Genomic DNA, 26,476 nt, shown 5'->3' on the forward strand with positions numbered 1-26,476 from the left:
AAAGAGGGAAATCCATGTCCGCCCCAAAGACCGCAGTGCTCAGCGCCATCACTACCGCCCTGCTGGCAACCGCTGGCGTTCATGCCGCCGACCTGCCCAAAGCCGTAGGGGCCGGTGAAGGCCAGCTGAACATCATCGCCTGGCCTGGCTATATCGAGCGTGGCGAGAGCGACAAAAGCTATGACTGGGTAACCGGCTTCGAAAAGGAAACCGGCTGCAAGGTGGACGTGAAAACCGCCGCCACGTCCGATGAAATGGTCAGCCTCATGGCCAAGGGTGGCTACGACCTGGTAACCGCCTCGGGTGACGCTTCGCTGCGATTGATCGCGGGCAAGCGCGTGCAGCCGATCAATACCGCGCTAATTCCCAACTGGAAGAACGTGGACCCGCGCCTGGCCAGTGGCGACTGGTTCGTGGTGAACAAGCAGGTGTACGGCACGCCCTACCAGTGGGGGCCCAACGTGCTGCTGTACAACACTGAAGTGTTCAAGACCGCGCCTACCACCTGGGGCGTGTTGTTCGAGCCGCAGAACCTCCCTGATGGCAAGCCGAACAAAGGCCGGGTGCAGGCCTATGACGGGCCGATCTACATCGCCGATGCCGCGCTGTACCTCAAGTCGGCCAAGCCCGAATTGGGCATTAAAGACCCTTACCAGCTCACCGAAGCCCAATACAAGGCTGTACTGGACGTACTACGCCAGCAAAAGCCGTTGATCCACCGTTACTGGCACGACGCAACCGTGCAGATGAGCGATGTGAAAAACGAAGGCGTGGCCGCCACCAGCTCGTGGGGTTACATGGTCAACGGGCTGAAGGCCGACAACCAGCCGGTGGCCTCCACCGTGCCGAAGGAAGGCGCAACCGGCTGGGCCGACACCACTATGCTGCACGCCGACGCCAAACACCCCAACTGCGCTTACAAGTGGATGGATTGGTCACTGCAACCGAAGGTTCAGGGGGACGTGGCCGCGTGGTTCGGCTCGTTGCCGGCAGTACCGGCCGCGTGCAAGGCGAGCGACCTGCTGGGCGCCGAGGGCTGCGCTACCAATGGCTTTGACCTGTTCGACAAGATCGCCTTCTGGAAAACCCCGCAGGCCGAGGGCGGCAAGTTCGTGCCGTATAGCCGGTGGACGCAGGATTACATAGCGATCATGGGCGGCCGCTAACGCCGCTTCGCGAGCTACGCCTGGCCGGCTTCGCCCGCTTCCAACAGGTAGGAAGCGGGCGAAGCTCGCGAATGGGCCGCCAGATCAGAAGGCAATTACCATGACCCCTGCTGTGCAATTTACCGAGGTATCGCGCCTGTTCGGCGAGGTGAAGGCCGTGGATCGGGTGTCGATCGACATCCGCGACGGCGAGTTCTTTTCCATGCTCGGCCCTTCGGGGTCGGGGAAAACCACGTGCCTGCGGCTGATCGCAGGCTTCGAACAGCCCAGCGCGGGCTCGATTCGTATTCATGGCCAGGAAGCCGCTGGCCTGCCGCCGTATCGACGCGATGTAAATACGGTGTTCCAGGACTACGCACTGTTCCCCCATATGAACGTGCGGGACAACGTGGCGTATGGCCTGAAAGTGAAAGGCGTGGCAAAGGCCGAGCGCTTGAACCGTGCCGAGGAAGCCCTGGCGATGGTGGCGCTGGCCGGCTTTGGCGAGCGCAAGCCCGCGCAACTGTCGGGTGGGCAACGCCAGCGGGTGGCGCTGGCGCGGGCACTGGTGAATCGCCCACGGGTGCTGCTGCTGGACGAGCCGCTGGGTGCGCTCGACCTCAAGCTGCGCGAACAGATGCAGAGCGAACTCAAAAAGCTGCAGCGCCAGCTGGGCATCACCTTCGTGTTCGTGACCCACGACCAGACCGAAGCTTTGTCCATGAGCGATCGGGTAGCAGTATTCAACAAAGGCCGCATCGAACAGTGCGATACCCCGCGCAACCTGTACATGAAACCGGCCACGGCGTTCGTGGCCGAGTTCGTGGGCACCTCGAACGTGCTGCGGGGAGAGTTGGCAGCCGCCTTGCGCGGCGTTCCCGGGGCATTTTCGATCAGGCCCGAACACATCCGCCTTGGCGTGCCGGCGATGGCCGATCAGGTGCGGCTCGAAGGCATCCTTCAGGACGTACAGTACCAGGGCAGCGCCACGCGCTATGAGCTGCGCTTGAACAACGGGCAGTTGCTCAACGTGAGCCAGGCCAACCAGGACTGGCAGCCCGACGCCGCCGGCCTGCAACCCGGCCAGCGCCTGACCCTGGCATGGCCACGTGGCGCCATGGTGCCGCTGCTCGACGAGGGCGCTTGACCATGACCCTTGTGCTGGATGCGCCCTCCGCGCCCGCCCGCGCCTCGCTTGCGCGCCGGGTGGCCGACCTGCTCTACCGACGGCCCAACCTGTACCTGGCGCTGTTGCTGGTGCCGCCGTTGCTGTGGTTTGGGGTGATCTACCTTGGCGCGCTGCTCAACCTGCTGTGGCAAGGCCTGTACACCTTCGACGACTTCAGCATGACGGTCACGCCCGACCTTACGCTGGCCAACCTGCAAGCGCTGTTTGTGCCCGCCAACCTGGACATCATTCTGCGCACCCTGGGCATGGCGGCTGCGGTGTCAGTGGCAAGCGCACTTGTCGCCTTTCCGCTGGCCTATTACATGGCTCGCTACACCACCGGCCGCACCAAGGCTTTCTTCTACATCGCGGTCATGTTGCCCATGTGGGCAAGTTATATCGTCAAGGCATACGCCTGGACGCTACTGCTGGCCAAGGGAGGCGTGGCTCAGTGGTTCGTGCAGCACCTGGGCCTGGCCGGCGCGCTGGCCTGGCTGATGGAGGTACCGGGCATTGGCGGCAGTACCTTGTCCACTTCGCACCTGGGGCGCTTTCTGGTGTTCGTGTACATCTGGCTGCCATTCATGATCCTCCCGGTTCAAGCAGCGCTGGAACGCTTGCCACCCTCGTTGCTGCAAGCGTCCGCCGACCTTGGCGCCACCCCGCGCCAAACGTTCTTCCAGGTGGTGCTGCCGCTCTCGGTACCCGGCATCGCCGCCGGCTCGATCTTCACCTTCTCGCTCACCCTGGGGGACTTCATCGTGCCCCAGTTGATCGGCCCGCCGGGCTATTTCATCGGCAGCATGGTGTATGCCCAGCAAGGCGCCATCGGCAACCTGCCCATGGCTGCAGCCTTCACCCTGGTGCCCATCGTGCTGATCGCGGTGTACCTGTCCATCGTCCGACGCCTGGGGGCCTTCGATGCACTCTGAAAAAGCGCCGCTCACATTACGTATCGCCGCCTGGGGCGGGTTGGCCTTTTTGCACATACCCATCCTGGTGATCGTGCTCTACGCCTTCAACACTGAAGACGCCGCCTTCAGCTTCCCGCCGCGCGGGTTCACCCTCAAATGGTTCAGCGTGGCCTTCGCCCGCCAGGACGTGGTGCAGGCGATCAAGCTGTCGCTGCAGGTCGCCTGCCTGGCCACTGCAGTGGCACTGGTACTGGGTACGCTGGCCTCGGCTGCGCTGTACCGGCGGCAATTTTTCGGCAAGGACGCCGTCTCGCTGATGCTGATCCTGCCGATTGCCCTGCCAGGCATCGTCACCGGCATTGCGCTGCTCTCGGCGTTCAAGGTGCTGGGTATCGAACCTGGGCTGCTGACGATCGTGATCGGCCATGCCACCTTTTGCGTGGTGATCGTTTACAACAACGTGATCGCGCGGCTGCGGCGCACTTCCCACAGCCTGATCGAGGCCTCCATGGACCTGGGCGCGGACGGCTGGCAAACCTTCCGCTACATCATGCTGCCCAACCTGGGCTCGGCCCTGCTCGCCGGGGGCATGCTGGCGTTTGCCTTGTCGTTCGACGAAATCATCGTCACCACCTTTACCGCGGGCAACGAGCGCACCCTGCCGATCTGGCTGCTCAACCAGCTGGCCCGCCCACGCGACGTACCGGTCACCAACGTTGTTGCCCTGCTGGTGATGCTGGTGACCATGCTGCCCATCCTGGGCGCCTACTACCTCACCCGCGGCGGCGAATCGGTCGCCGGCGGCGGCAAATGAACTGGAGGATCGCACCATGCAAACCCAACTGCTGATCAACGGCCAACTGGTCGCGGGAGAAGGCGCGAGCCAAGCGGTACTCGACCCCGCGCGCGGCAGCGTGCTGGTTGAAATCGCCGAGGCCAGTGAGGCTCAGGTGGACGCCGCCGTGCGCGCAGCTGACGCGGCCTTCGAAGGCTGGGCGCAAACAGCACCAAAGGACCGCTCGCTGGCCCTGTTGAAACTCGCCGACGCCATCGACGCCAACGCCGACGAACTGGCCCGGCTCGAATCCGCCAACTGCGGCAAGCCGCTGGCTGCGGCGCGTAACGATGAGCTGCCAGCCATTGCCGACGTGTTCCGTTTCTTCGCAGGTGCCGCGCGTTGCCTCAGTGGGTCCGCGGCGGGTGAATACCTGCCCGGCCACACCTCGATGATTCGCCGCGACCCGGTGGGCGTGATCGCTTCCATCGCGCCGTGGAATTACCCGCTCATGATGGTTGCCTGGAAAATTGCCCCCGCCCTCGCCGCTGGCAATACTGTGGTACTCAAGCCCTCCGAACTCACCCCGCTGACCGCACTCAAGCTCGCTGAACTGGCCGCGGACATCTTCCCCGCCGGGGTGCTGAACGTATTGTTCGGCCGAGGCACCACCGTGGGCGGCCCCCTGGTGGAACACCCCAAGGTGCGCATGGTATCGCTCACCGGCTCCATCGCCACCGGCTCGCAGATCATTTCCAGTACTGCGGCGCAGGTCAAACGCATGCACATGGAGCTGGGCGGCAAGGCCCCGGTGATCATCTTCGACGACGCAGACATCGACGCCGCGGTTGAGGGCATCCGCACCTTCGGCTTTTACAACGCGGGCCAGGATTGCACGGCTGCGTGCCGGGTATACGCCCAGCAGGGTATTTATGAGCGCTTCGTGGAAAAGCTCGGCGAAGCCGTCGGCAGCCTGCGCCATGGCCCGCAAGAGGCCGAAGATACAGAGCTGGGCCCGTTGATCAGCGCCCAGCAACGGGACCGCGTTGCAGGCTACGTCACCCGCGCTGCGGCGCAGCCACACATCCGCCTGATCACCGGTGGCAAGGTGATCGAAGGGGGTGGCTTCTTCTTCGAGCCCACAGTATTGGCGGACGTGCAGCAGGATGATGAGATTCTGCGCCGCGAAGTGTTCGGGCCAGTGGTGACCGTTACACCTTTCAGCGACGAAGCCCAGGCGCTGGAATGGGCCAACGACTCGGATTACGGCCTCGCTTCCTCGGTGTGGACCAACGATCTGGGCCGCGCCCACCGCCTCAGTGCTCGCCTGCAATATGGCTGCACCTGGGTGAATACGCACTTCATGCTGGTCAGCGAAATGCCCCATGGCGGGCAGAAACATTCCGGCTACGGGAAGGACATGTCCATGTACGGGCTGGAGGACTACACCGTGGTGCGCCATGTGATGTTCAAGCACTAAAGCGTGAACCATCCCTGCTTTCGCGGCTCTACACAGGCCGTGAAGCAAGGATGGCTGCGACACTTTCGAACATTCTGAGATTGCGTCGCGCCCCTCTCCTTGGCTAACGTTGCCAATTTTCACCGAAGGGTTGTCTATGCACCGCAGAAGTCTGTTGAAAGCATCCATGGCCCTGGCGGCCTATACCGGCCTGTCGTCCACCGCGCTGATGTCCGCCCGGGCCCTGGCCGCGACTGCCAACGGCGACGCCGAGTATTTCGACTTCGAGGGCCTCAAGGCCCAGGCCAAGGCACTGGCCGCCCAGCCCTACACGGACCGTAAACAGCAACTGCCGCCCACGCTGGCGAACATGACCCCGCAGCAGTTCAACGCTATCCAGTACGACGCCAACCACTCGTTGTGGAAGGACCTCAACGGCCAGCTGGACGTGCAGTTCTTCCATGTAGGCATGGGCTTCCGTACGCCGGTGCGCATGTACAGCGTGGACCCTTCCAACCGCCAGGCGCGGGAGGTGCATTTCCGCCCCGAGCTGTTCAACTACAACGACAGCAAGGTGGAGCAGAAACAGCTCAAGGGCGACCTTGGCTTTTCCGGTTTCAAGCTGTTCAAGGCACCGGAAATCGCCAGCCATGACATCGTGTCGTTCCTGGGCGCCAGTTATTTCCGCGCGGTGGACGCCACCAAGCAGTACGGCCTGTCCGCTCGCGGCCTGGCCGTGGACACCTACGCCAAGCGCCAGGAAGAATTCCCCGATTTCACCAAGTTCTGGTTTGAAACGCCCACCAAGGACGCGACCCGTTTCGTGGTCTATGCCCTGCTGGAGTCCCCCAGCGCCACGGGCGCCTACCGCTTCGATATCGACTGCCAGGCCGAGCAAGTGGTGATGGCAGTGGACATGCAGGTGACCGCACGCACGGCGATCCAGCAACTGGGCATCGCGCCGATGACCACCATGTTCAGCTGCGGCACCCACGAGCGCCGCATGTGCGACACCATCCACCCGGAAATCCACGACTCGGACCGCCTGGCCATGTGGCGCGGCAATGGCGAGTGGATCTGCCGGCCGCTGAACAACCCCGCCAAGTTGCAGTTCAACGCCTTCGCCGACACCGACCCGAAGGGCTTCGGGCTGGTGCAGACCGACCACGATTTCGCCAGCTACCAGGACACTGTGGACTGGTACAGCAAGCGGCCAAGCCTGTGGGTGGAGCCCACCACTGCGTGGGGCGAGGGCTCGATCGACCTGCTGGAAATTCCTACCACCGGCGAAACCCTGGACAACATCGTGGCCTTCTGGACGCCGAAAAAGCCGGTTGCCGCGGGCGATACCCTGAGCTTTGGCTACAAGCTCTACTGGAGTGCCCTGCCCCCTACCGGCACACCGCTGGCGCGGGTACATGCCACGCGTTCAGGCATGGGCGGGTTCCTCGAAGGCTGGGCCCCGGGCGAGCATTACCCGGACAAGTGGGCACGCCGCTTTGCCATCGACTTCACCGGCGGCGGCCTGGACCGGTTGCCGGAAGGTACCGGGATCGAGCCAGTGGTGACCGTGTCGAGCGGCAAGGTGCAGGACTTCCACGTGCTGGTGATCCCGGACATCAAGGGCTACCGGGTGATCTTCGACTGGTACCCCACCAGCGACAGCGTGGACCCAGTAGAGATGCGCCTGTTCATCCGCACCAGCGACCGCACCCTCAGCGAAACCTGGCTGTACCAGTACTTCCCGCCTGCGCCGGAGAAGCGCAAGTACGTGTAACCATACAGGTCTTGTTTTCTTAAACCCTATTCGCGAGCTCCGCCTTCGGCTCCGCTTGCTCCTACAGTAGCCAACGCAACCTGTGGGAAGCGGCGGGGCCGGCCATCGGCGTCAGCTCGCGAAAAAGGAGGTCAATCGCGCAGGTTGGACTCATGGATCGGCTGGTCGCGGTGCGTGGCACGCTGATACTGGGCAGGCCAGGTGGCCTTGCGTCCGCCCAGGTCGTCATCGGCGTGCAGCGGCCAGTACGGGTCACGCAGCAGTTCGCGGGCCAGCAGGATGAGGTCAGCCTGGCCGGTGCGCAGGATATGCTCGGCCTGGGCAGGGTCGGTGATCATGCCCACGGTGCCGGTGGCAATCTCCGACTCCTTGCGCACGCGTTCGGCGAAGCGGGTTTGATAGCCAGGCCCTGTCGGGATTTCCGCATTGGCGGCGGTGCCACCCGAGGACACATCTACAAGGTCCACGCCTAACGCCTTCAGGCGCCGCGCCAGCTCCACGGTTTCATCCGGGTTCCAGCCGTCGTCTACCCAATCGGTGGCCGACACCCGCACGAATACCGGGAGGTCAGCGGGCCATAGTGCGCGAATAGCCTCGGTCACTTCCAGCACCAGCCGAATGCGGTTATCGAAGCTGCCACCGTACTGGTCTGTGCGGCGGTTGCTCAGCGGCGACATGAACTGATGCAGCAGGTAACCATGGGCCGCGTGGATTTCCACTACCTTGAAATTAGCGGTCAGCGCACGCTTGGCAGCTGCCACGAACGCTTCCTTGATGCCGGCAATCGCGGCTTCGTCCAGTTCGGTGGGGCGGGCATGTTCGGGGTCGAAGGGAATGGGCGAAGGCGCTACGGGAATCCATCCGCCTTCATCCAGGGTGACGCTGCCATGCTTGCCGAGCCAGGGCCGCCAGGTACTGGCCTTGCGGCCAGCATGCGCCAATTGGATACCAGGCACCGCGCCCTGAGCTTCGATGAAGCGCGTGATGCGCTGAAGCATCGGGATCTGCTCATCTTTCCACAGGCCAAGGTCTTCAGGGGTGATGCGGCCATCAGCGGTGACGGCGGTCGCCTCGAAAATCACCAGGCCGGCGCCCCCTACCGCGCGGCTGCCCAGATGCACCAGGTGCCAGTCGTTGGCGAGGCCATCTTCGGACGAATACTGGCACATGGGCGAAACCACGATACGGTTACGCAACGTCAACCCACGCAGGGTGTAGGGTTCCAGCAACAGGCTCATGAAGCACCTCTCGAGTGGGATATCAGGCTGTAAGGTTTGCACTCTTTGCAGCGTAGTAGACCCACAAGGGAGACGGCAGATTCCGCTAACGAGGGCTCATGTGCGCGATCATGAGTTGGACGGTTTCAACGCCACGGTATTCGTTCACGTCCAGTTTGTAGGCCATTTCCACCCAGCGCGCGCTCGGGTTCGGCCATATTTCGCGGTCTATCCCGAACGCAATGCCATCCAGGCGCAGGCTGCCGCATTCGCTCTTGAGCACAACCTTGAGGTGCCGCTCGCCCACCACCCGCTGCTCCACCAACTGGAACACGCCATGGAACAACGGCTCCGGGAAGTGTTGCCCCCAGGGGCCCGCATTACGCAGCGCGCGGGCCAGCTCCAGGTGGAACTCCTCCACGGCCAGGCAGCCATCGGAGAGCAGCCTACCGGTGAGGTCGTCTTCACACAGGTGTGCACGCACCTGTGCATCGAAGGCCTCGGCGAAGGCCTGGAAATGCTCGGCGGGCAAGGACAACCCAGCCGCCATGGCGTGGCCGCCGAATTTGGTGATCAGGTGCGGATGCTTGGCCGCCACCGCATCCAGGGCGTCCCGGATATGGAAACCCGGCACCGATCGCGCCGAGCCTTTGAGCAGCCCGTCGCCGGCATCCGCGAAGGCAATGGTAGGGCGGTGATAACGCTCTTTCATGCGCGAAGCGAGGATGCCGATAACGCCTTGGTGCCAGTCGGGCTCGAACAGGCACAGGCCGAACGGCATCGAAGCCAGCGGCAGGTCCTTGAGCTGTGCCAGGGCTTCACGTTGCATGCCCTGCTCCACCGATTTGCGATCCTGGTTAAGGCCATCCAGCTCAGCGGCGATGTCCCTTGCGTGGGCGAGGTCTTCGCTGAGCAGGCATTCAATCCCAAGGCTCATGTCATCCATACGCCCGGCGGCATTGAGCCTTGGCCCGAGGATAAAGCCAAGGTCGGTGGACGTGAGCCGGCGATGATCCCGGCGAGCGACTTCCAGCAGCGCCATGATGCCCGGGCGTGCACGGCCAGCGCGTATACGCTCCAGGCCCTGATGCACAAGGATGCGGTTATTGGCGTCGAGCGGCACCACGTCGGCGACGCTGCCCAGCGCGACGAGGTCCAGCAACTCGCCAATGTTGGGCTGCGGTGCGTTGGCGTAACGGCCGAGCGCTCGCAAGCGCGCACGAAGGGCCATCAGCACGTAGAAAATAACCCCCACGCCCGCCAGGGCTTTGCTGGGAAAATCACACCCGGGCTGGTTCGGGTTGACGATGGCATCGGCTTGCGGCAGCTGCGCGCCGGGCAGGTGGTGGTCGGTGATCAATACTTTGAGGCCGGCATCTCGCGCTGCCTGTACGCCGTCCACGCTTGAAATGCCGTTGTCCACGGTCACCAGCAGGTCGGGCTGGCGCTCGAGCGCCACCGCGACGATCTCAGGGGTGAGGCCGTAGCCATAGGTGAACCGGTTCGGGACAAGATAATCCACATGCGCCGCGCCCAGTAGCCGCAGCCCCAGCACCGCAACGCTACTGGCCGTGGCGCCGTCGGCGTCGAAATCGCCCACCACCAGAATGCGCTCACGGCGGTCGATGGCGGTGACAAGCATGTCCACCGCGGCATCGATGCCCTTGAGTTGCTGATACGGGATCAGCCGTGCCAGCCCCTTGTCCAACTCGGCCTGACTTTGCACCCCACGGGCGGCATACAGGCGGGTAAGCAAGGGTGGCAGATCACCCAGGAAAGGCAGTTCGGCGGGCAGCGGGCGGGGCTCGATACGCATGTGCGGCAGTGTTCTCACATCAAACGGCGAAACGACAGGGCGGCCATAGTGACCTTACCCCCGCTCCCCCAGCAACCATTCCAGCTGCACTTCATGCTGGCCCCGATCATCGGTCACGAATACGGTACCTTCATCGATCATCACGTCCCATTTGATGGAGCGCGGCATATCAGTAGCCAGTACCTCGAGTACTTCTTGAGGCACAGCGGCAATACTGAGGTTTTTGAGGGTACGCGCGGGATCGGCGACTTTGTTCTGCCAAACGCGCAAGCTACCGTACGCCAGCAGGCTGACCCGCTCGGTGCGGCGGGAGCACCAGGTAAGGCGGTCGAGGTCTGGCTGGCCTACTTCGATCCAGTGCAGCACACGATCATCGAGGCTCTTTTCCCACAAGGCGGGCTCGTCCACGTCCGACAAGCCGCGGCCAAAGCTCAGGTTTTCGTTATACCAGAGGGCATAGGCCAGCAAACGCACGGCCATGCGCTCTTCGGTTTCCGAAGGATGACGGGCAATCGTTTGCTTGATGCTTTCGTAAACACCGCGATCGAGGTCGGTCAGGTTGAGTTCGAACTTGTAGGTAGTCGATGGCTGGGCCATGTCAGGCTTCGATATAGCGAGGGGGCGCGTAGTTTACCTGATGGGCTTAGGGTGCGCATAAAAGAAACCCCGGACGCGGTGGGGAGGCCGGCCGGGGCAAACATGACCCATTCGGGCCACCGGACGACTGAACGGCACCGGAGCACAATGCCGTTCAAGCGTCCTTGTAAGGTAAGAGGGCGGGCCCTCGTGAAGGTTCCCGGCTTAACGCAACTCCACCGCGAACCGACCAACGGTGCCTACGCCTCGCAGCGCGGCAATGGTGCTTGGCTCCAGCCGGCCTTCGGCAATCATGAGGTCACGGTGCAAACCATCAACGACGTCCGTGAGGGCGTACCGGGACGCCAACTGCGACTTCGGAACGTCCCTGTGGAGGATGGCCGCGCCGGCCTGGTCGGTTACCGTGACACGAAAACGATCTTGGAGATCCGACGGAGCCAGGCTGACGCAGTAAGGTGCCAGCGCATCACTTAACAATAAGCTGATGTTTTCCATCTCGATCACCCTTGTTTACCCGAAATTCATTTCAGTGCCAGTAAATGACCATCACCGCTTGGCAAAAGTTCGGGCAGCCGGGGCCAACAAGCGCAACGGCAGGATGAAAGGTACCTCAGGCGATAAGCGGTTCGGCCACATGCACCTTGAAACGGCACAGCATCTGGTGCAGCGGACACACCGCCTGGCCCCAGGGCAGCACACCAAGTACCCATAAGCCGGCCTGACGGGCGCGCCGGACGGCGGCGGTGGTTTCGGGGCACTCGCTACGGCCCTGGATAATTACCCCTGCGGTTTCGCCGGACGCTGCCAACGCATCCAGGAACATGAGCGCCGAGGTGGCCTGGCTTCCAAATACCACTACATCGACCGGGCCCTGCCGCTCCAGGGTACGACGGGCCGTGGCAGGATCTTCCGCAACCCGAACGCCATAGACACCGCAGGCATTGAGCATTTGATGAAGTTGCAGCAGGCGGGCGGGTTGATGCTCTACGACGAGAACCTTGAGCGAACGCATGGTTGCGGCCTCGAAAGTGGGAACGACCGCTACCTTAAATAACGCGCACTCAAGGCTAAATAGGAATGATCCGAAAGGCTTGCAGGAAAAGTCGACAGAGGACGGCGGGGCGAGGAGCCTTTTCCTACAAGCGCCCCGCCCCCGCCCTAAAGGTAGGGTATTACAGCGGCTTGCCGCGGTTACCGTGGGCGCTCACGAAGGCCTGGATAGCCACGATGTCATTTGGCAGCACCGTGCAACGTTCCTCCCGCTGGAACAGGTCTTCCAGATGGGCTGGCAGGTGCAGGGCCTTGCCTACGCCTGCTTTCTCGACTGCTTCAGGGAATTTGACCGGGTGAGCAGTGCCCAGCACCACCATGGGCGTATCCAGGCTGCGCCGGCATTCACGGGCGGCCCGCACACCGATAGCCGTGTGCGGGTCCAGCACTTCGCCGGTACTGGCAAACACTTCGGCGATGGTTTCGCAGGTTTGCTCATCGGTCACAGCCAGCGAGTCAAACAGGCGCCGCGCTTCGGTCCAGCGGTCTTCTTCCACGCTGAAGCCACCGCCCAGCTTGAAGCTGGACATCAGCTGCGCGATGGCTGTGCCGTTGCGGCCATGCAGGTCGAACAGCAGGCGTTCGAAGTTCGAAGACACCATGATGTCCATGGATGGCGACAACGTGGCGTGCAGGGTGTCCTTGACGTACTGGTTGCCGCTCATGAAGCGATGGAGGATGTCGTTGCGGTTGGTAGCAACGATCAATTGGCTGATCGGCAGGCCCATGTTACGGGCCAGGTAACCGGCGAAGATGTCGCCGAAGTTACCGGTAGGCACCGAGAACGCAATCGAGCGCGCTGGGCCGCCCAGCTGAAGGGCTGCGTGGAAGTAGTACACGATCTGGGCCATGATCCGCGCCCAGTTGATCGAGTTCACCGCCACCAGGCGCGTGCCCTTCAGGAAGCTCTGGTCGGCGAAGCTGGCCTTTACCATCTCCTGGCAATCATCGAAGTTGCCTTCCACCGCCAGGTTATGGATGTTGTCGCCAAACAGCGTGGTCATCTGCCGGCGCTGAACTTCCGATACCCGCTGGTGCGGGTGCAGGATGAAGATGTCGACGTTCTCGCAGTGCTTGCAGCCTTCGATGGCAGCCGAACCGGTGTCGCCACTGGTAGCACCGATGATCACGACGCGCTCGCCACGCTTGGCCAGCACGTGGTCCAGCAGGCGACCGAGCAGTTGCAGGGCAAAATCCTTGAACGCCAGGGTCGGCCCGTGGAATAGCTCGAGCACCCACTCATTGCCGTTCAGCTGGCGCAGTGGCGCAACGGCGGCGTGCGAGAAGTTTGCGTAGGTTTCTTCGAGGATCTGCTTGAAGTCGGCGTCGGCAATGCTACCGGTCACGAACGGGCGCATCACTCGGAACGCCAGCTCGTGGTAGGGCAGCCCAGCCCATGAGGCGATCTCTTCCTGGGTAAACCGTGGAAGGTTTTCTGGCACATACAGGCCACCATCGGTGGCCAGGCCAGCCAGCAGCACTTCCTCGAAATTGAGCGCGGGTGCCTGGCCGCGGGTACTGATGTAACGCATGTTGGGCAAACCTTTGGTTTGAGCGGCTGGCCTTGAGCTGCAAGCTGCAGGCTGCAAGCAAAAGCCGCGTGGGCTTCACGACTTGCAGCACGGGCTGCTACCGCTGTGGTAATCGATTCATTAATGCAGTGGAGGCTGACTGATTCCCAGGCTACGCCTGGTCCTACAGTGCCGCTCAGGCCAGGTGCTCGACCCGGATACGCACCACACTTCCTACTACGTCATCCAGCGCTTCGAGGGCGCTGATAGCGTCGTCGATACGGTTTTCCACGACCTTGTGAGTCAGGAGAATCATCGGCACCAAACCATCATGCTCTTCGGCTTCTTTCTGCATGATCGACTCGATGTTGATACCACGCGCCGACAGGATGCTGGCCACCTGGGCCAGTACCCCAGGATGGTCCTTGGCCTGGATACGCAGATAGTAGGCGCTTTCGCAGGCGTCGATAGGCAGGATCGGGTGCGCCGAAAGGGAGTCGGGCTGGAATGCCAGATGCGGCACGCGGTTCTCCGGATCGGACGTCATGGCGCGTACCACGTCTACCAGGTCGGCTACTACCGAGGAGGCCGTAGGCTCCATGCCAGCGCCAGCACCGTAGAAGAGCGTGGAACCTACCGCATCACCGTTCACCATCACCGCGTTCATCACACCGTTCACGTTGGCGATCAGGCGATCCGCGGGGATAAGGGTGGGGTGTACCCGCAATTCGATACCCGCAGCGGTACTGCGCGCTACGCCGAGGTGTTTGATCCGGTAGCCCAGCGCTTCGGCATAGTTGACGTCGGCAGTGGTGAGCTTCGAGATGCCTTCGGTATACGCCTTTTCGAACTGCAGCGGGATACCGAACGCGATGGACGCCAGGATGGTGAGCTTATGCGCCGCGTCGATCCCTTCCACGTCGAAGGTCGGGTCCGCTTCGGCATAGCCAAGGGCCTGTGCTTCGGCCAGCACATCCGGGAAGGTACGGCCTTTCTCGCGCATTTCGGTGAGAATGAAGTTGCCGGTGCCGTTGATGATGCCCGCGACCCAGTTGATCCGATTGGCCGAGAGGCCCTCGCGGATGGCCTTGATGACTGGGATGCCCCCGGCGACCGCTGCTTCGAAGGCCACGATCACGCCTTTTTCCCGCGCCTTGGCGAAGATCTCGTTGCCATGCACCGCGATCAGCGCCTTGTTGGCGGTAACCACGTGCTTGCCGTTTTCAATGGCCTTGAGCACCAGCTCGCGAGCGACGGTATAGCCGCCGATCAATTCGATCACAATGTCGATGTCCGGGTTACCGGCCACTTCGAAGACATCGTTGGTAATGGGGGTACCGGTAATCTGGCAATCGGGGTTTTGCGAACGCATCGCAATCTGCGCGACCTGGATTCCACGCCCGGCACGGCGGGCAATCTCCTCGGCGTTGCGCTGAAGTACGTTGAAGGTGCCGCCACCGACGGTACCTAACCCACAGATGCCTACTTTGACCGGTTTCACTCTTGACTCCCCATGAAACGGCCGGCATGTGCGCCAGCCGCGGATAGCACCGCGATTATCGCGGCCTGTGTTTTGAATCGCCTGTCACTGCGCGGCCAGGGCGATCTTCGCCACCTGCGCCGCAGGTTGATAGCCCGGAATGACCTGGCCGTCCTGAAGGATGATCGCCGGCGTGCCACTGACCCCGATACTCTGGCCCAGGGCAAACTGCTTGCTGACGGGGTTGGCGCACTTGGCGGCATCCACGTCCTTGCCACTGATCAGCTTGTTGAGCGAAGCGCGGCGGTCGGACGAGCACCATACCGATTGCAGCTGCTGGTCGCCCTCGGACCCCAGGCCCTGGCGCGGGAAGGCGAGATAACGCACCTCGATACCGCGGCGGTTGAGCTCGGGCACTTCAGCGTGCAGCTTCTGGCAATAAGGGCAGGTGGTATCGGTGAATACCGTGATATGGGCCTTGGCCTCGCCTTCGGCCGGGTATACCACCATCTCGCCACTCGGGATGGCGTTGATGGTCTTGGCAATGGCGGCGCGCTCGGTTTTCTCGGTGAGGTTCACCGGCTTGCCGTCCTGCATCTGGTACAGGTAACCCTGCATCACGAACTGGCCGTCGGCACTGGCATACAGTACCCGGCCACCTTTGAGCCGCACTTCGTAGAGCCCATTGATAGGGCTGCTGGAGACGGCTTCGATGGGCACATCCAGCTGGAGGGTGTCGAGTGTCTTGCGGATAGCCTGCTCGGCGTCGTCGGCCAGTGCAAAAGTACTGACCAACGCCAAGGCGGCGGCCGCGAAAAGACGTGTCACGCGCATGAGAACTCCTGAGGCGGCGGACGAACGGCCCAGGCCGGCCGAGGAATGATACGAAGCGGCGGGCTGGGCATAACTGACGGCAAAGACTACCACATAAGGCTCGCGGGGCCGACTGCGGCACACGTCAACTGATGTGTACGATCCTTCAGCCGCGAGGATGGTGCCGAGCGTGCAGTTCCTGCAGCCTGGCCTTCGCCACATGGGTATAGATTTGCGTGGTGGAGAGGTCGGCATGGCCCAACAGCAGCTGTACTGAACGCAGGTCTGCGCCATGATTCAGCAGGTGGGTGGCAAACGCATGGCGCAACGTGTGCGGCGAAAGGGTCTTATCGATGCCCGCACGCAAGGCATGGTGCTTGATGCGGTGCCAGAAGGTCTGGCGAGTCATCTGCTCGCCCCGCTGGCTGGGAAACACCACGTCGCTGGGGCGCCCGTTCAGCAGCTCCGCGCGGCCATCGCGCAGGTAGCGTTCCAGCCAACCGATTGCCACCTCCCCCATGGGCACCAAGCGCTCCTTGCTGCCTTTGCCCATCACACGCACCACACCCTGGCGCAGGTTCAACTGGTCCAGGGTAAGGCTTACCAGCTCGGTCACTCGAAGCCCGCAGGCGTACAGCACCTCAAGCATGGCGCGGTCACGCTGGCCGATGGCTTCGCTGAGGTCTGGCGCGGCGAGCAGCGCATCCACATCTGCTTCAGACAGGCTTTTGGGCAAGGGCTTGCCGAGATTGGGCAGCTCAACCAGCAAGGTTGGGTCCACAGCGATGATTTCCTCACGCAGCAGGTACCGGTAAAACCCCCTTGCGCCGGAGAGGAAGCGCGCGGTCGAGCGGGGCTTGTACTGGTTGTCGACGCGCCACGCGAGGTAGTCGAGCAACGCGTCGCGGCCCGCTGCCTGAAGGTCTATGCCCCGGTCCACCAGCCAGCCATTGAAATGGGCCAGGTCGCTGCGGTACGCGCTGCGGCTGTTCTCGGACAGGCCTTTTTCAAGCCACAGGGCGTCAAGGAATTGGTCGATAAGGGCGTGATCGAGGGCGGGCATGGCGGCTTCAGGTTCGCAAAGGGCAGGATCCTAGCATGTGCCGATCCGTAGGTGCCCAACATCGGGGGCTACGGCTGTAGCCCAGAAACAGAAACCCGGAAACGGAAAACCCCGGCACGAGGGCCGGGGTTTTCGGGAGAGCCTGAGCTCAAGCCGCTATCAGGAAAGTTTTTCCTTGATGCGGGCGGCCTTGCCAGACAGCTCGCGCAGGTAGTACAGCTTGGCTTTACGCACGTCACCACGACGTTTCACGGCCAGGCTGTCGATCTGTGGGCTGTAGGTCTGGAAGGTACGCTCAACGCCAACACCGTTGGAGATCTTGCGAACGGTGAAAGCGCTGTTGACGCCACGGTTACGCTTGCCGATGACAACACCCTCGAAGGCCTGCAAGCGGGTACGCTCGCCTTCCTTTACCTTCACTTGAACGACAACAGTGTCGCCTGGTGCGAAGGCCGGGATTTCCTTGGTCATCTGCTCGGCTTCGAGCTGAAGGATAATCTTGTTGGTCATGCTGTGCTCCTAAGGCAAATGGTTCATTTGCCATCGATACGTTAACTATCGTCCCGCTCGCGGATGTACTCCGCCAGCAGCTTTTGCTCTTCTCCAGAAAGTGAGCGACTTTCCAGAAGATCGGCACGTCGTTCGTAGGTCCGCCCAAGGGACTGCTGCAAACGCCAGCGCCGGATGTGTGCATGGTTGCCACTAAGCAACACGTCGGGTACACGCCGTTCCGCATACACCTCAGGTCGGGTGTAGTGCGGGCAATCCAGCAGGCCATCCGTGAAGGAGTCCTCCTCCGCGGAGTCCGCATGCCCTAAAGCTCCAGGCAGCAAACGTGTAACCGCATCAATCAGCACCATGGCCGGCAGCTCGCCACCGGACAACACGTAATCGCCAATCGACCACTCTTCATCCACATGCGCTTCAATGAAACGCTCGTCGATGCCTTCATAACGCCCGGCAATCAGGATCAAGGAATCCACGGTTGCCAGTTCTTTCACCGCTGCCTGAGTAAGGCGTTGGCCTTGTGGCGAAAGGTAGATCACCTTCGCCGTGCCCCCGGTTGCCTGCCTGGCATCAGCCAGGGCATCTTCCAGCGGCTTGATCTTCATTACCATTCCAGGGCCCCCGCCAAACGGGCGATCATCCACTGTGTGGTGACGGTCCGTGGTGTAGGCCCGCGGGTTGCGACAGGTCAGCTGAAGCAGACCCTGCTTTACCGCGCGGCTGGTAATGCCGTAATCGCTGATGGCCGAGAACATCTCGGGAAATAGGGTGATGACTTCTATGCGCAGGCTCGCCATGGCCTAGAAATCCGCATCCCATTCAACCCTCATGACGCCGGTACCGAGGTCGATGGCTTGCACGCAGTCGTCCGTATAGGGCAACAGGCGCTCGCGATCATCCAGGCTACCCGCACAGGGTTTGACCACCATTACATCGTTGGCGCCGGTTTCGAGCAGATGATCAATCTTGCCCAATACGTGCCCTTCGCCGTTGATGACCTGTAAACCCTCGAGCTGATACCAGTAGTAATCGCCGTCGGTGAGGTCGGGCAGCAGGCTGCGCGCGATGCAAATCTCGTAACCGGCGAGGAGGCGCGCCTCTTCACGGTCGTCGAGACCTTTCAACTTCGCGACCAGGACCTTGTTCTGAGAACGGCCACTGATCATTTCCACCTGCTTGACAATGCCTTCATGCCGAAGCGTCCAGCGGTTGTACTGCAGCAGGTTGTCAATCGGGTCGGTAAAGGAGAAAACCTTCACTTCGCCACGAACGCCGTGCACCGAAACAATCTTGCCGATGACGATGAGGTCATCCGCGGAGTCTGGCGTGTCGTTCATACTGCTCAGGCGGAAGCCTTGGCAGCGTCCTTCAGCAGCTGAGCAACGCGCTCAGACGGCTGTGCGCCCTGGGCCAGCCAGTAGCTTACGCGCTCCTGGTTGACGGACAGGCGAACTTCGCCACCGTTGGCGATCGGGTTGAAGAAGCCAACACGCTCGTTGAAACGACCGTCGCGCGCATTGCGGCTGTCGGTCACGGTCAGGTGGTAAAACGGGCGCTTTTTGGAGCCGCCACGGGCAAGACGGATGGTTACCATGTGAACATCGTTCCTGTTGTCGGTGCTGCAAATCTGTAAGGCACAGCGGGCACGGGTGCCCGAAAGGCCGCATATTCTCAGGGAATGCAGGGATTTTTGCAAACCTCTTTTACCCCTGCTCCCGGCACGGCGTCGGAAACCCCGACGCACGCAGGGTTACCGCGCCTCAGAGGCGAGGCATTCCGCCGGGCATCATGCCGCCAAGGCCGCGCATCATCTTCGCCATGCCGCCCTTGGCCGAGAATTTCTTCATCATCTTTTGCATCTGCTTGTGCTGCTTGATCAGGCGCCCTACGTCCTGCACCTGGGTGCCCGAACCGATTGCGATACGGCGCTTGCGCGAGCCACTGATCAGCTCGGGATCGCGGCGCTCGGCCGGAGTCATCGAGTTGATGATCGCTTCCATCTGCTTGAACTGCTTTTCGGCCGCGCCCTGGGCATTGCCCATCTGGGAGAGGTTGACCCCGCCGATGTTGGGCAGCTTTTCCATGAGGCTGCCCAGGCCGCCCATGGTTTTCATCTGCAGCAGCTGGTCGCGGAAGTCTTCGAGGTCGAACCCCTTGCCCTTCTTGATCTTCTTGGCGAGCTTCTCGGCCTTTTCCTTGTCGAGGTTCTGCTCGGCCTGCTCGATCAGGCTGAGCACGTCGCCCATGCCCAGGATACGCGAAGCGATACGGTCCGGGTGGAAGGGCTCCAGGGCTTCGGTTTTCTCGCCCATACCGATGAACTTGATCGGCTTGCCGGTAATGGAACGGACCGACAACGCGGCACCGCCGCGGGCGTCGCCGTCGACCTTGGTCAGCACCACGCCCGTAAGCGGCAGCGCGTCACCGAACGCCTTGGCGGTGTTGGCCGCGTCCTGGCCGGTCATGGCGTCGACCACGAACAGCGTTTCCACGGGCTTGACCGCGGCGTGCAGCGCCTGGATCTCGGCCATCATGTCGGCGTCGATGTGCAGGCGGCCGGCGGTGTCGAGGATGACTACGTCGATGAACTTGAGCTTTGCCTCGCGGATCGCCGCCTCGGCGATGGCCACGGGCTTCTGGCTGATGTCGGACGGGAAGAAGGTCACCCCGACATCATTGGCCAGGGTTTCGAGCTGCTTGATGGCCGCAGGGCGGTAAACGTCCGCCGACACCACCATGACCGACTTCTTCTTGCGTTCCTTCAGGAAGCGCGCCAGCTTGGCGGCGGTGGTCGTTTTACCCGCGCCCTGCAGGCCGGCCATGAGCACCACTGCGGGCGGTGCCGCGTTGAGCATCAGGTCTTCGTTGGCCGCGCCCATCACCGCTTCGAGTTCGGCGCGCACGATTTTCACGAACGCCTGGCCCGGGGTGAGGCTACGGGACACCTCGGTGCCGACCGCGCGCTCCTTGATGGCGTTGACGAAGTCCTTCACCACCGGCAGCGCGACGTCCGCCTCGAGCAGCGCCATGCGCACTTCGCGCAAGGTGTCCTTGATGTTGTCTTCGGTCAGCTTCGCCTTGCCGGTGACATGGCGAAGCGTCTGCGAGAGACGATCGGAAAGATTTTCAAACATGGGCGATCCTTACAGGCTCCGTCGAACCGAAGTGGCATGCGGCCTGCCGATGTGCTCTGGCCACGGGCAAGGGAAGACCGGCGATTATAACGGGAAGTTGCCCGGGCCGACACCGGGGCGGTGCGGCAGTCTTTATCCGGGCGAAGGTTCTATGCCACACTCGCTTCTTTAGTGGCCGCTCGTCAGGACCTATGTTTCCCTTGCCCTCCAGTTTGCTACCCAGCCTTGCCTCTGCCTTGATCTATGCCTCGGTCACGGTCTATCAGGGCGCGCGGCTTGCCCGTGGGGCCAGGTCCAACAAGCGCCTGCTGTGCGGTGGGGGCATACTCGCCGTTCTGCTGCACGCGTTGGCCCTGTCCTCGCAAATGGTGGCGCCCAGTGGCCTCAACCTGGATTTCATCACGGCCGCCAACCTTATCGCCGCCGCGGTGATCGCCCTCACACTGCTGGCTTGCGCGTCCCTGCCCGTGGAAAACCTGCTGGTGCTGCTTTACCCCCTTGGGGTCATCACCACCCTGGTCGCTCAGTTCGTGCCCTCCGGCACCGTGCCAGTGATCGACGACGAGCCAGGCATCCTCGCGCATATCCTGCTGTCCATTCTGGCGTACGGCGTGTTCACCATCGCGGCGTTCCAGGCCTTGCTGCTGCTGGTGCAGGATCACCAGCTCAAGCACAAGCACCCTTCGGGCCCGATACGCGCCTTCCCTCCCCTGCAAACCATGGAAAGCCTGCTGTTCGGTTTCCTGTGGGCGGGCTGGGTACTGTTGTCGCTGTCGCTGATATCCGGCTGGCTGTTCCTCGAGAACATGTTCGCCCAGCACCTGGTGCATAAAACGCTGCTCTCCTGCGTGGCCTGGGTGGTGTTCAGCGTATTGCTGTGGGGCCGCACCCGTTTGGGCTGGCGAGGCCACGTGGCCATCCGCTGGACCCTCGCAGGCTTCGTGCTGCTGATGCTCGCCTACTTCGGCAGCAAACTGGTTCGTGAATACATCCTTCATATCTGAGAGCCAGCCATGACCTCCTTGACAGTGGCACCGGCGGCGGGCGCGATCGCCCTGGCGCTGTTGTGGGCCGCCAGCATTGGCACCTTCGAACACGCCCGGCGCGCGCGCATGGGCCGCGGCCAGCGCTCATCCGACAAGGAACGGGTAAGTGTGGGGCTGGCCCGGCTGGTGTTTCAGGTAATCATCGTCAGCCTGGCCGTGCTGCTCGCAGACCAGCACTACGGCGCGGCTGGGGCAGCGTCGGCCGCGGTGCTTGCGTGGCTCGGCATCACGCTGCTCACCGGCGCCCTTCCCCGCCTGCTCGCTCAACGCTATCCGGATCATTTCGTTCACCCTGGCCTGCTGCTGTGGCTGCCCGTGCGCGTGCTTGCGCCGCTTGCAGGCCTGCAACAGCGCCTGGCCAAGGCGTTGATCGGCCCCGCCGCCACTGCCCCGGCGGCATCAGGCCGTGACGCCCAGCGCAAACCCGCCTCGCCTCAGGAGCGGGAAGCCGAAGGCCGGGCAGCGAAGCAGAACGCGGTGAGCAGCATCATGGGCCTGGAACGCATGACGGTGAACGACATTCTGGTGCCCCGCCACGAGGTCGACGGCCTGGACCTGAACGACCCGCTGGAGCAGATCATCGACCAGCTGATGGTCAGCCGGCACACACGCCTGCCGGTGTTCCGCGGCGACATCAATCAGGTGGACAAGGTGGTCAATACCCGGCAGATCAGCCACCTGCTGCCCAGCCGCAGCCTGACCGAAGAAGCCTTGCTGGGGGCCTGCTACGAGGCCTACTTCGTCCCGGAAGGCACCCCGCTGCACATCCAATTGCTTAACTTCCACAAGCAACAGCGCCGCCTGGGCATGGTAGTGGACGAATACGGCGAAGTGCTTGGCTTGGTAACCCTCGAAGACATCCTCGAGGAAATCGTGGGCGAGTTCGAAAGCGAGCAAGCCGGCAGCCACCCTCATGTATTTCCGCAACCCGATGGCCGCTACATTCTCGACGGCGCTGCGAGCTTGCGCGACCTGAACAAGGTGTTGGGCTGGCACCTGCCCAGCGATGGCCCCAAAACCCTCAACGGCCTGGTCACCGAAGCGCTGGAGTCCATTCCGGAGCGGGCGGTATGCCTGAAGATTGGCCGCTATCGCATGGAAATCCTCGAAACCGAGGAAAACCGCGTGAAGCGCCTGCTTGCCTGGCAACACGTGACCACTCCTCCCGCGCAGTGACGATTGCCCGCCAGGGCAGCGCTTCCTATACTCCGAGGGCTTACCCAAGCCCGCCGAAGCCGGTGCCACCCGCGCCGCACGTTTCTGGCCAGTCAGCCCAGCTGAACGCCGCGCTTGCCTTTTTCCAACCCGAAAAGGCGGCGCTACCCCGATCCGGGGGCGCGGTTCAGCGAGGATCAAAACAATCCGCCAGCGCGGCCCTTGCCGCCCATGGCCAATGACTGTCGAGACACCCATGACCGCTACCACCCTCGCCTGCGACGACGTGCCCTCGGCACACCCTGTCAACTCCCCTGCCCGCGTCGCCACTGCCAGCTTCATCGGTACTGCGATCGAGTTCTATGATTTCTACGTGTACGCCACCGCCGCCGCGCTGGTGATCGGGCCTGTGTTCTTTCCGCAGAGCTCCGGCACCGCGCAAATGCTGTCCGCCTTTCTTACCTTTGGCATCGCTTTTTTGGCCAGGCCATTGGGCTCTGCGCTGTTCGGGCACTTTGGTGACCGCGTAGGCCGCAAGGTCACGCTGGTGGCCTCCCTGCTGTTGATGGGCGTGTGCACCACTTTGATTGGCGTGCTGCCGGGCCATGAGCAGATTGGCCTATGGGCACCCGTGCTGCTGTGCGTGCTGCGCTTCGGTCAGGGATTGGGGCTGGGCGGGGAATGGGGCGGCGCCGCGCTGCTGGCCACCGAAAATGCGCCGAAAGGCAAGCGCGGCTGGTTCGGCATGTTCCCGCAACTGGGCCCTTCGATTGGCTTTCTCGCAGCCAACGGCTTGTTCCTTGGCCTGGCCCTGGGGCTGGATGACGAGCAATTTCGCAGCTGGGGCTGGCGCCTGCCGTTCCTGTTGAGTGCGCTGCTGGTGATAGTAGGTCTGTATGTACGCCTCAAGCTGGCGGAAACCCCAGTGTTCGCGGCCGCCCTGGCGCGCCACGAAACCGCTCGGGTGCCGGTGATGGAAGTGTTCACCCAGCATTGGCGGCCCATGTTGCTGGGCGCTGCGGCCATGGTGGTGTGCTATGCGCTCTTTTACATTTCCACGGTGTTTTCGCTCAGCTATGGCGTTACCAGCCTGGGGTATAGCCGCCAGGGCTTTCTTGCCATGCTGTGCTTCGCGGTGCTGTTCATGGCGGCGGCCACGCCAGTGTCTGCCTGGCTGAGCGACCGCTACGGGCGCAAGCCGGTGCTGCTGGTCAGCGGCGTGCTGGCGCTGCTGTCGGGATTTGCAATGGAGCCGCTGCTCACACAGGGTTCCACCACGGGCGTGGTGCTGTTCCTGAGCCTGGAGCTGTTGCTGATGGGGGCGACCTTTGCACCGATGGGTGCATTGCTGCCCGAGCTGTTCCCCACCCGGGTGCGCTACACCGGCGCATCGGCGGCCTATAACCTGGGCGGCATCGTGGGCGCGTCGGCGGCACCGTTCTTCGCGCAAAAGCTGGTGGCCATGGGCGGCCTGAGCTGGGTAGGCGGCTATGTGTCCGCCGCCGCGCTGATCAGCCTGCTGGCCGTGATGTGCCTGAAGGAAACGCGAGACAAGAATCTCTGAACAGCGGTTTGCGGGCCTGGCCTATCGGCTATGGCCCGCATGCTCCATGACGGTTACAGCTCGACGTTCACGGCCTGGGCCGCGCGCGTGGCCTTGGCGCGGGCCGCTTCGATGGATTCGTCCCGCGCCAGCGCCACACCCATGCGCCGCTGACCGTTGACTTCTGGTTTGCCGAACAGGCGCAAGGCCGTATCCGGCTCGCTGAGGGCGGCGCCCAGGTTGGCGAAAGCGGTTTGCTGGGATGTGCCTTCCACCAGCACCACAGCTGAAGCCGATGGCCCGAACTGGCGCACTACAGGCACCGGCAGGCCGAGGATGGCGCGAGCGTGCAGGGCGAACTGGGACAGGTCTTGCGAGATCAGGGTGACCAGGCCGGTGTCATGCGGGCGCGGCGACACTTCGCTGAACCACACCTGATCGCCCTTGATGAACAGCTCTACGCCAAACATGCCGCGCCCACCCAGGGCTTCGGTCACGGCGCGGGCGACTTCGCGGGAAGCCTCCAGGGCTTTTTCGCTCATGGCCTGAGGCTGCCAGGATTCCTGGTAATCGCCTTTCTCCTGGCGATGCCCGACTGGCTCGCAGAAGGTGGTGCCGGCGCCATGGCGCACGGTAAGCAGGGTGATTTCGTAGTCGAAGTCGATGAAACCCTCGACGATCACCCGGCCCTTGCCGGCGCGCCCGCCTTCCTGGGCGTATTCCCACGCGCGCTGAACGTCGTCTTCACCCTTGAGCAGGCTTTGGCCCTTGCCGGAGGAACTCATGACCGGCTTGACCACGCAAGGGAAGCCCAGCGCCTGAACGGCCTCGCGGTAATCCTCGACCGTGTCGGCGAAGCGATAGGGCGACGTGGGCAGGCCCAGCTCTTCGGCAGCCAGGCGGCGGATGCCCTCGCGGTTCATGGTCAGTTGGGCCGCGCGCGCGGTAGGGATGACCGTGAAGCCTTCGTTTTCCAGTTCCACCAGCGTGGCGGTGGCGATGGCTTCGATTTCCGGCACGATGTAGTGAGGCTTCTCGGCTTCGATCACCGCGCGTAGCGCCGCACCGTCGAGCATGTTGATCACATGGCTGCGGTGGGCCACCTGCATGGCCGGCGCGTTGGCGTAGCGGTCCACGGCAATCACTTCCACGCCCAGGCGCTGAAGCTCGATCACCACTTCCTTGCCCAGCTCGCCAGAGCCACAAAGCAAGACGCGGGTGGCCGTTGGGGACAGGGGGGTTCCGATACGGGTCATGTGAGGTCCTCAAGGTGAGTGAATCGAGGGCCGCCCGGTTCGCAACCCTGAAAGCCGCGCATTCTACATCAGCGTTCCTGCCAGGGGCGCCCTTTCATGCGGCCGCAGTGGGATGGCTTCAGAGCATCACACCCTGGGCCCTGGCGCGCTCCACGGCGAGCGCGATCACTTGCCGACGCTCGTCGTTGCTCATGCGCCCCCAGCGGGTAATTTCCTGTGCGGTGCGCTGGCAGCCGATGCACACATCATGATCGTCCAGGGCACAGACGTTTACACAGGGAGAACGCACCGGGCGCTCGGCTTGCACTTCCACCGGGGTATTCCTCGAATCCATCATGCTCGAATCCATCACGGCACGCTGAACGGCCCGGAGGGGCGGCTCATGTCAATGCCAGCGTCGTACAACACGTTTACCAGCTCCACGATCATGATGGCCGTGAGCCCCCAGATCTTGTAATCCTCGTAGCGATAACACGGCACGTAACAGCTACGCCCCTGGTAGTCGATACGGTGGGTATGTTCGCGAGGATCCTCACGGAAGAACGCCAGCGGCACGGAAAATACCGCGGCAATCTCGGCATCGTTGGGCCGGTACTCCACGTAGTCGGGAATCAGCCCAACGAACGGCGTGACCTGCAAACCATGGCGAGACACCAGCGGGCTGAGCGGCCCGACAATTTCGACCATACCCGGCGGCAGGCCGATTTCTTCCTCGGCCTCGCGCAGCGCGGTAAACACCAGGTCCGGGTCTTCCGGATCCCTGCGCCCGCCCGGGAACGCCACTTCGCCCCCATGGGTCGATAACCCGCTGGCCCTGAGGGTAAGGACCATTTCCGGATTATCACCGCGCGTGAGCGGAATCAGTACCGCTGCCTCAGGGAACCGCTTGTCGGTTTCGAGCGTGAGCGGAACGTGATTGCCGATACGGCGCAGCAACTCCTCAAGCATGGTTTTCCCCGTCACTTGACCTGCCGTCCATCATGCAACAAACCCGCGTATTGCCCAACCCCCAAAGTGCCGGTTGGTCGAGCCATGGCCTGCCCCATAATC

Annotated in this window: 26 protein-coding genes; 9 read left to right on the forward strand and 17 right to left on the reverse strand. The window is 62.8% G+C overall.

The window, feature by feature from the left end:
* Window positions 1–14 precede the first annotated feature (14 nt).
* The 6 genes from ydcS (at window position 15) to AC3Z8Y_RS18915 (ending at window position 7,238) form a co-directional block, all read left to right on the forward strand.
* A complete protein-coding gene (gene ydcS, locus AC3Z8Y_RS18890; RefSeq protein WP_490087115.1) occupies window positions 15–1,166 on the forward strand; it encodes a putative ABC transporter substrate-binding protein YdcS in 1,152 nt (383 codons plus the stop codon).
* A gap of 100 nt (window positions 1,167–1,266) precedes the next feature.
* Window positions 1,267–2,292 (forward strand): ABC transporter ATP-binding protein, encoded by a 1,026-nt coding sequence (locus tag AC3Z8Y_RS18895; protein WP_490087116.1) that lies wholly within the window; start codon window positions 1,267–1,269, stop codon window positions 2,290–2,292.
* A gap of 2 nt (window positions 2,293–2,294) precedes the next feature.
* Complete coding sequence (locus AC3Z8Y_RS18900; RefSeq protein WP_490087117.1) at window positions 2,295–3,245, forward strand: ABC transporter permease; 951 nt, start codon at window positions 2,295–2,297, stop codon at window positions 3,243–3,245.
* Window positions 3,235–4,041, forward strand: coding sequence for an ABC transporter permease (locus tag AC3Z8Y_RS18905; protein ID WP_490087118.1), 807 nt, complete (start codon window positions 3,235–3,237; stop codon window positions 4,039–4,041). Before AC3Z8Y_RS18900 ends, AC3Z8Y_RS18905 begins: the two co-directional genes overlap by 11 nt.
* A 16-nt stretch (window positions 4,042–4,057) precedes the next feature.
* A complete protein-coding gene (locus AC3Z8Y_RS18910) occupies window positions 4,058–5,482 on the forward strand; it encodes a gamma-aminobutyraldehyde dehydrogenase (protein ID WP_490087119.1) in 1,425 nt (474 codons plus the stop codon).
* Window positions 5,483–5,618: 136 nt separating this feature from the next.
* The gene (locus AC3Z8Y_RS18915) at window positions 5,619–7,238 is read left to right on the forward strand and encodes a glucan biosynthesis protein D (protein ID WP_490087120.1); all 1,620 of its coding nucleotides are present in this window, start codon (window positions 5,619–5,621) and stop codon (window positions 7,236–7,238) included.
* 131 nt (window positions 7,239–7,369) lie between these two features.
* Here AC3Z8Y_RS18915 and AC3Z8Y_RS18920 read toward each other — a convergent pair whose 3' ends face one another.
* The 14 genes from AC3Z8Y_RS18920 to ffh form a co-directional block, all read right to left on the reverse strand.
* Window positions 7,370–8,476: an NADH:flavin oxidoreductase/NADH oxidase gene (locus AC3Z8Y_RS18920; RefSeq protein WP_490087121.1), complete on the reverse strand. Its 1,107-nt coding sequence runs from the start codon at window positions 8,474–8,476 to the stop codon at window positions 7,370–7,372.
* An 85-nt stretch (window positions 8,477–8,561) separates the two neighbouring features.
* Window positions 8,562–10,271, reverse strand: a complete 1,710-nt coding sequence (recJ, locus tag AC3Z8Y_RS18925) for a single-stranded-DNA-specific exonuclease RecJ (protein WP_490087122.1) — start codon at window positions 10,269–10,271, stop codon at window positions 8,562–8,564.
* A gap of 54 nt (window positions 10,272–10,325) precedes the next feature.
* Window positions 10,326–10,868, reverse strand: a complete 543-nt coding sequence (locus AC3Z8Y_RS18930) for a YaeQ family protein (protein ID WP_181111388.1) — start codon at window positions 10,866–10,868, stop codon at window positions 10,326–10,328.
* A 204-nt stretch (window positions 10,869–11,072) separates the two neighbouring features.
* Complete coding sequence (locus tag AC3Z8Y_RS18935) at window positions 11,073–11,363, reverse strand: DUF3509 domain-containing protein (protein WP_490087123.1); 291 nt, start codon at window positions 11,361–11,363, stop codon at window positions 11,073–11,075.
* A gap of 115 nt (window positions 11,364–11,478) precedes the next feature.
* Window positions 11,479–11,880, reverse strand: coding sequence for an ANTAR domain-containing protein (locus AC3Z8Y_RS18940; RefSeq protein ID WP_490087124.1), 402 nt, complete (start codon window positions 11,878–11,880; stop codon window positions 11,479–11,481).
* Window positions 11,881–12,040: 160 nt separating this feature from the next.
* Window positions 12,041–13,450, reverse strand: a complete 1,410-nt coding sequence (gene thrC / locus AC3Z8Y_RS18945) for a threonine synthase (RefSeq protein ID WP_490087125.1) — start codon at window positions 13,448–13,450, stop codon at window positions 12,041–12,043.
* 175 nt (window positions 13,451–13,625) lie between these two features.
* Window positions 13,626–14,930 (reverse strand): homoserine dehydrogenase, encoded by a 1,305-nt coding sequence (locus AC3Z8Y_RS18950; protein ID WP_225772125.1) that lies wholly within the window; start codon window positions 14,928–14,930, stop codon window positions 13,626–13,628.
* 84 nt (window positions 14,931–15,014) lie between these two features.
* Window positions 15,015–15,743, reverse strand: coding sequence for a bifunctional protein-disulfide isomerase/oxidoreductase DsbC (gene dsbC, locus AC3Z8Y_RS18955; protein WP_490087126.1), 729 nt, complete (start codon window positions 15,741–15,743; stop codon window positions 15,015–15,017).
* Window positions 15,744–15,888: 145 nt separating this feature from the next.
* Complete coding sequence (gene xerD / locus AC3Z8Y_RS18960) at window positions 15,889–16,785, reverse strand: site-specific tyrosine recombinase XerD (RefSeq protein WP_490087127.1); 897 nt, start codon at window positions 16,783–16,785, stop codon at window positions 15,889–15,891.
* Between the two features lie 159 nt (window positions 16,786–16,944).
* Window positions 16,945–17,295, reverse strand: a complete 351-nt coding sequence (gene rplS / locus AC3Z8Y_RS18965; protein WP_181111381.1) for a 50S ribosomal protein L19 — start codon at window positions 17,293–17,295, stop codon at window positions 16,945–16,947.
* A gap of 41 nt (window positions 17,296–17,336) precedes the next feature.
* Window positions 17,337–18,089: a tRNA (guanosine(37)-N1)-methyltransferase TrmD gene (trmD, locus tag AC3Z8Y_RS18970; protein WP_490087128.1), complete on the reverse strand. Its 753-nt coding sequence runs from the start codon at window positions 18,087–18,089 to the stop codon at window positions 17,337–17,339.
* 3 nt (window positions 18,090–18,092) lie between these two features.
* The gene (rimM, locus tag AC3Z8Y_RS18975) at window positions 18,093–18,629 is read right to left on the reverse strand and encodes a ribosome maturation factor RimM (protein WP_490087129.1); all 537 of its coding nucleotides are present in this window, start codon (window positions 18,627–18,629) and stop codon (window positions 18,093–18,095) included.
* 5 nt (window positions 18,630–18,634) lie between these two features.
* Window positions 18,635–18,886: a 30S ribosomal protein S16 gene (gene rpsP, locus AC3Z8Y_RS18980; protein WP_490087130.1), complete on the reverse strand. Its 252-nt coding sequence runs from the start codon at window positions 18,884–18,886 to the stop codon at window positions 18,635–18,637.
* Between the two features lie 166 nt (window positions 18,887–19,052).
* Window positions 19,053–20,426: a signal recognition particle protein gene (ffh, locus tag AC3Z8Y_RS18985; protein ID WP_490087131.1), complete on the reverse strand. Its 1,374-nt coding sequence runs from the start codon at window positions 20,424–20,426 to the stop codon at window positions 19,053–19,055.
* 191 nt (window positions 20,427–20,617) lie between these two features.
* Here ffh and AC3Z8Y_RS18990 point away from each other — a divergent pair, with 191 nt between their 5' ends.
* The 3 genes from AC3Z8Y_RS18990 to AC3Z8Y_RS19000 all read left to right on the forward strand — a co-directional run bounded on the left by AC3Z8Y_RS18990 (window position 20,618) and on the right by AC3Z8Y_RS19000 (window position 24,191).
* Window positions 20,618–21,430: a cytochrome C assembly family protein gene (locus AC3Z8Y_RS18990; RefSeq protein WP_490087132.1), complete on the forward strand. Its 813-nt coding sequence runs from the start codon at window positions 20,618–20,620 to the stop codon at window positions 21,428–21,430.
* A gap of 9 nt (window positions 21,431–21,439) precedes the next feature.
* Window positions 21,440–22,648: a transporter associated domain-containing protein gene (locus tag AC3Z8Y_RS18995; RefSeq protein ID WP_490087133.1), complete on the forward strand. Its 1,209-nt coding sequence runs from the start codon at window positions 21,440–21,442 to the stop codon at window positions 22,646–22,648.
* A gap of 235 nt (window positions 22,649–22,883) precedes the next feature.
* Window positions 22,884–24,191, forward strand: coding sequence for an MFS transporter (locus AC3Z8Y_RS19000; protein WP_490087134.1), 1,308 nt, complete (start codon window positions 22,884–22,886; stop codon window positions 24,189–24,191).
* A 53-nt stretch (window positions 24,192–24,244) separates the two neighbouring features.
* Here AC3Z8Y_RS19000 and purT read toward each other — a convergent pair whose 3' ends face one another.
* The 3 genes from purT to AC3Z8Y_RS19015 form a co-directional block, all read right to left on the reverse strand.
* The gene (purT, locus tag AC3Z8Y_RS19005; RefSeq protein WP_181122971.1) at window positions 24,245–25,426 is read right to left on the reverse strand and encodes a formate-dependent phosphoribosylglycinamide formyltransferase; all 1,182 of its coding nucleotides are present in this window, start codon (window positions 25,424–25,426) and stop codon (window positions 24,245–24,247) included.
* Between the two features lie 118 nt (window positions 25,427–25,544).
* On the reverse strand, window positions 25,545–25,763 hold the full coding sequence (locus tag AC3Z8Y_RS19010) for a DUF1289 domain-containing protein (RefSeq protein WP_490087135.1): 219 nt from the start codon (window positions 25,761–25,763) through the stop codon (window positions 25,545–25,547).
* Between the two features lie 11 nt (window positions 25,764–25,774).
* Complete coding sequence (locus AC3Z8Y_RS19015; RefSeq protein WP_490087136.1) at window positions 25,775–26,374, reverse strand: CoA pyrophosphatase; 600 nt, start codon at window positions 26,372–26,374, stop codon at window positions 25,775–25,777.
* Window positions 26,375–26,476 lie beyond the last annotated feature (102 nt).

Source organism: Pseudomonas sp. 3MAES_34.3B (genome assembly GCF_058145875.1).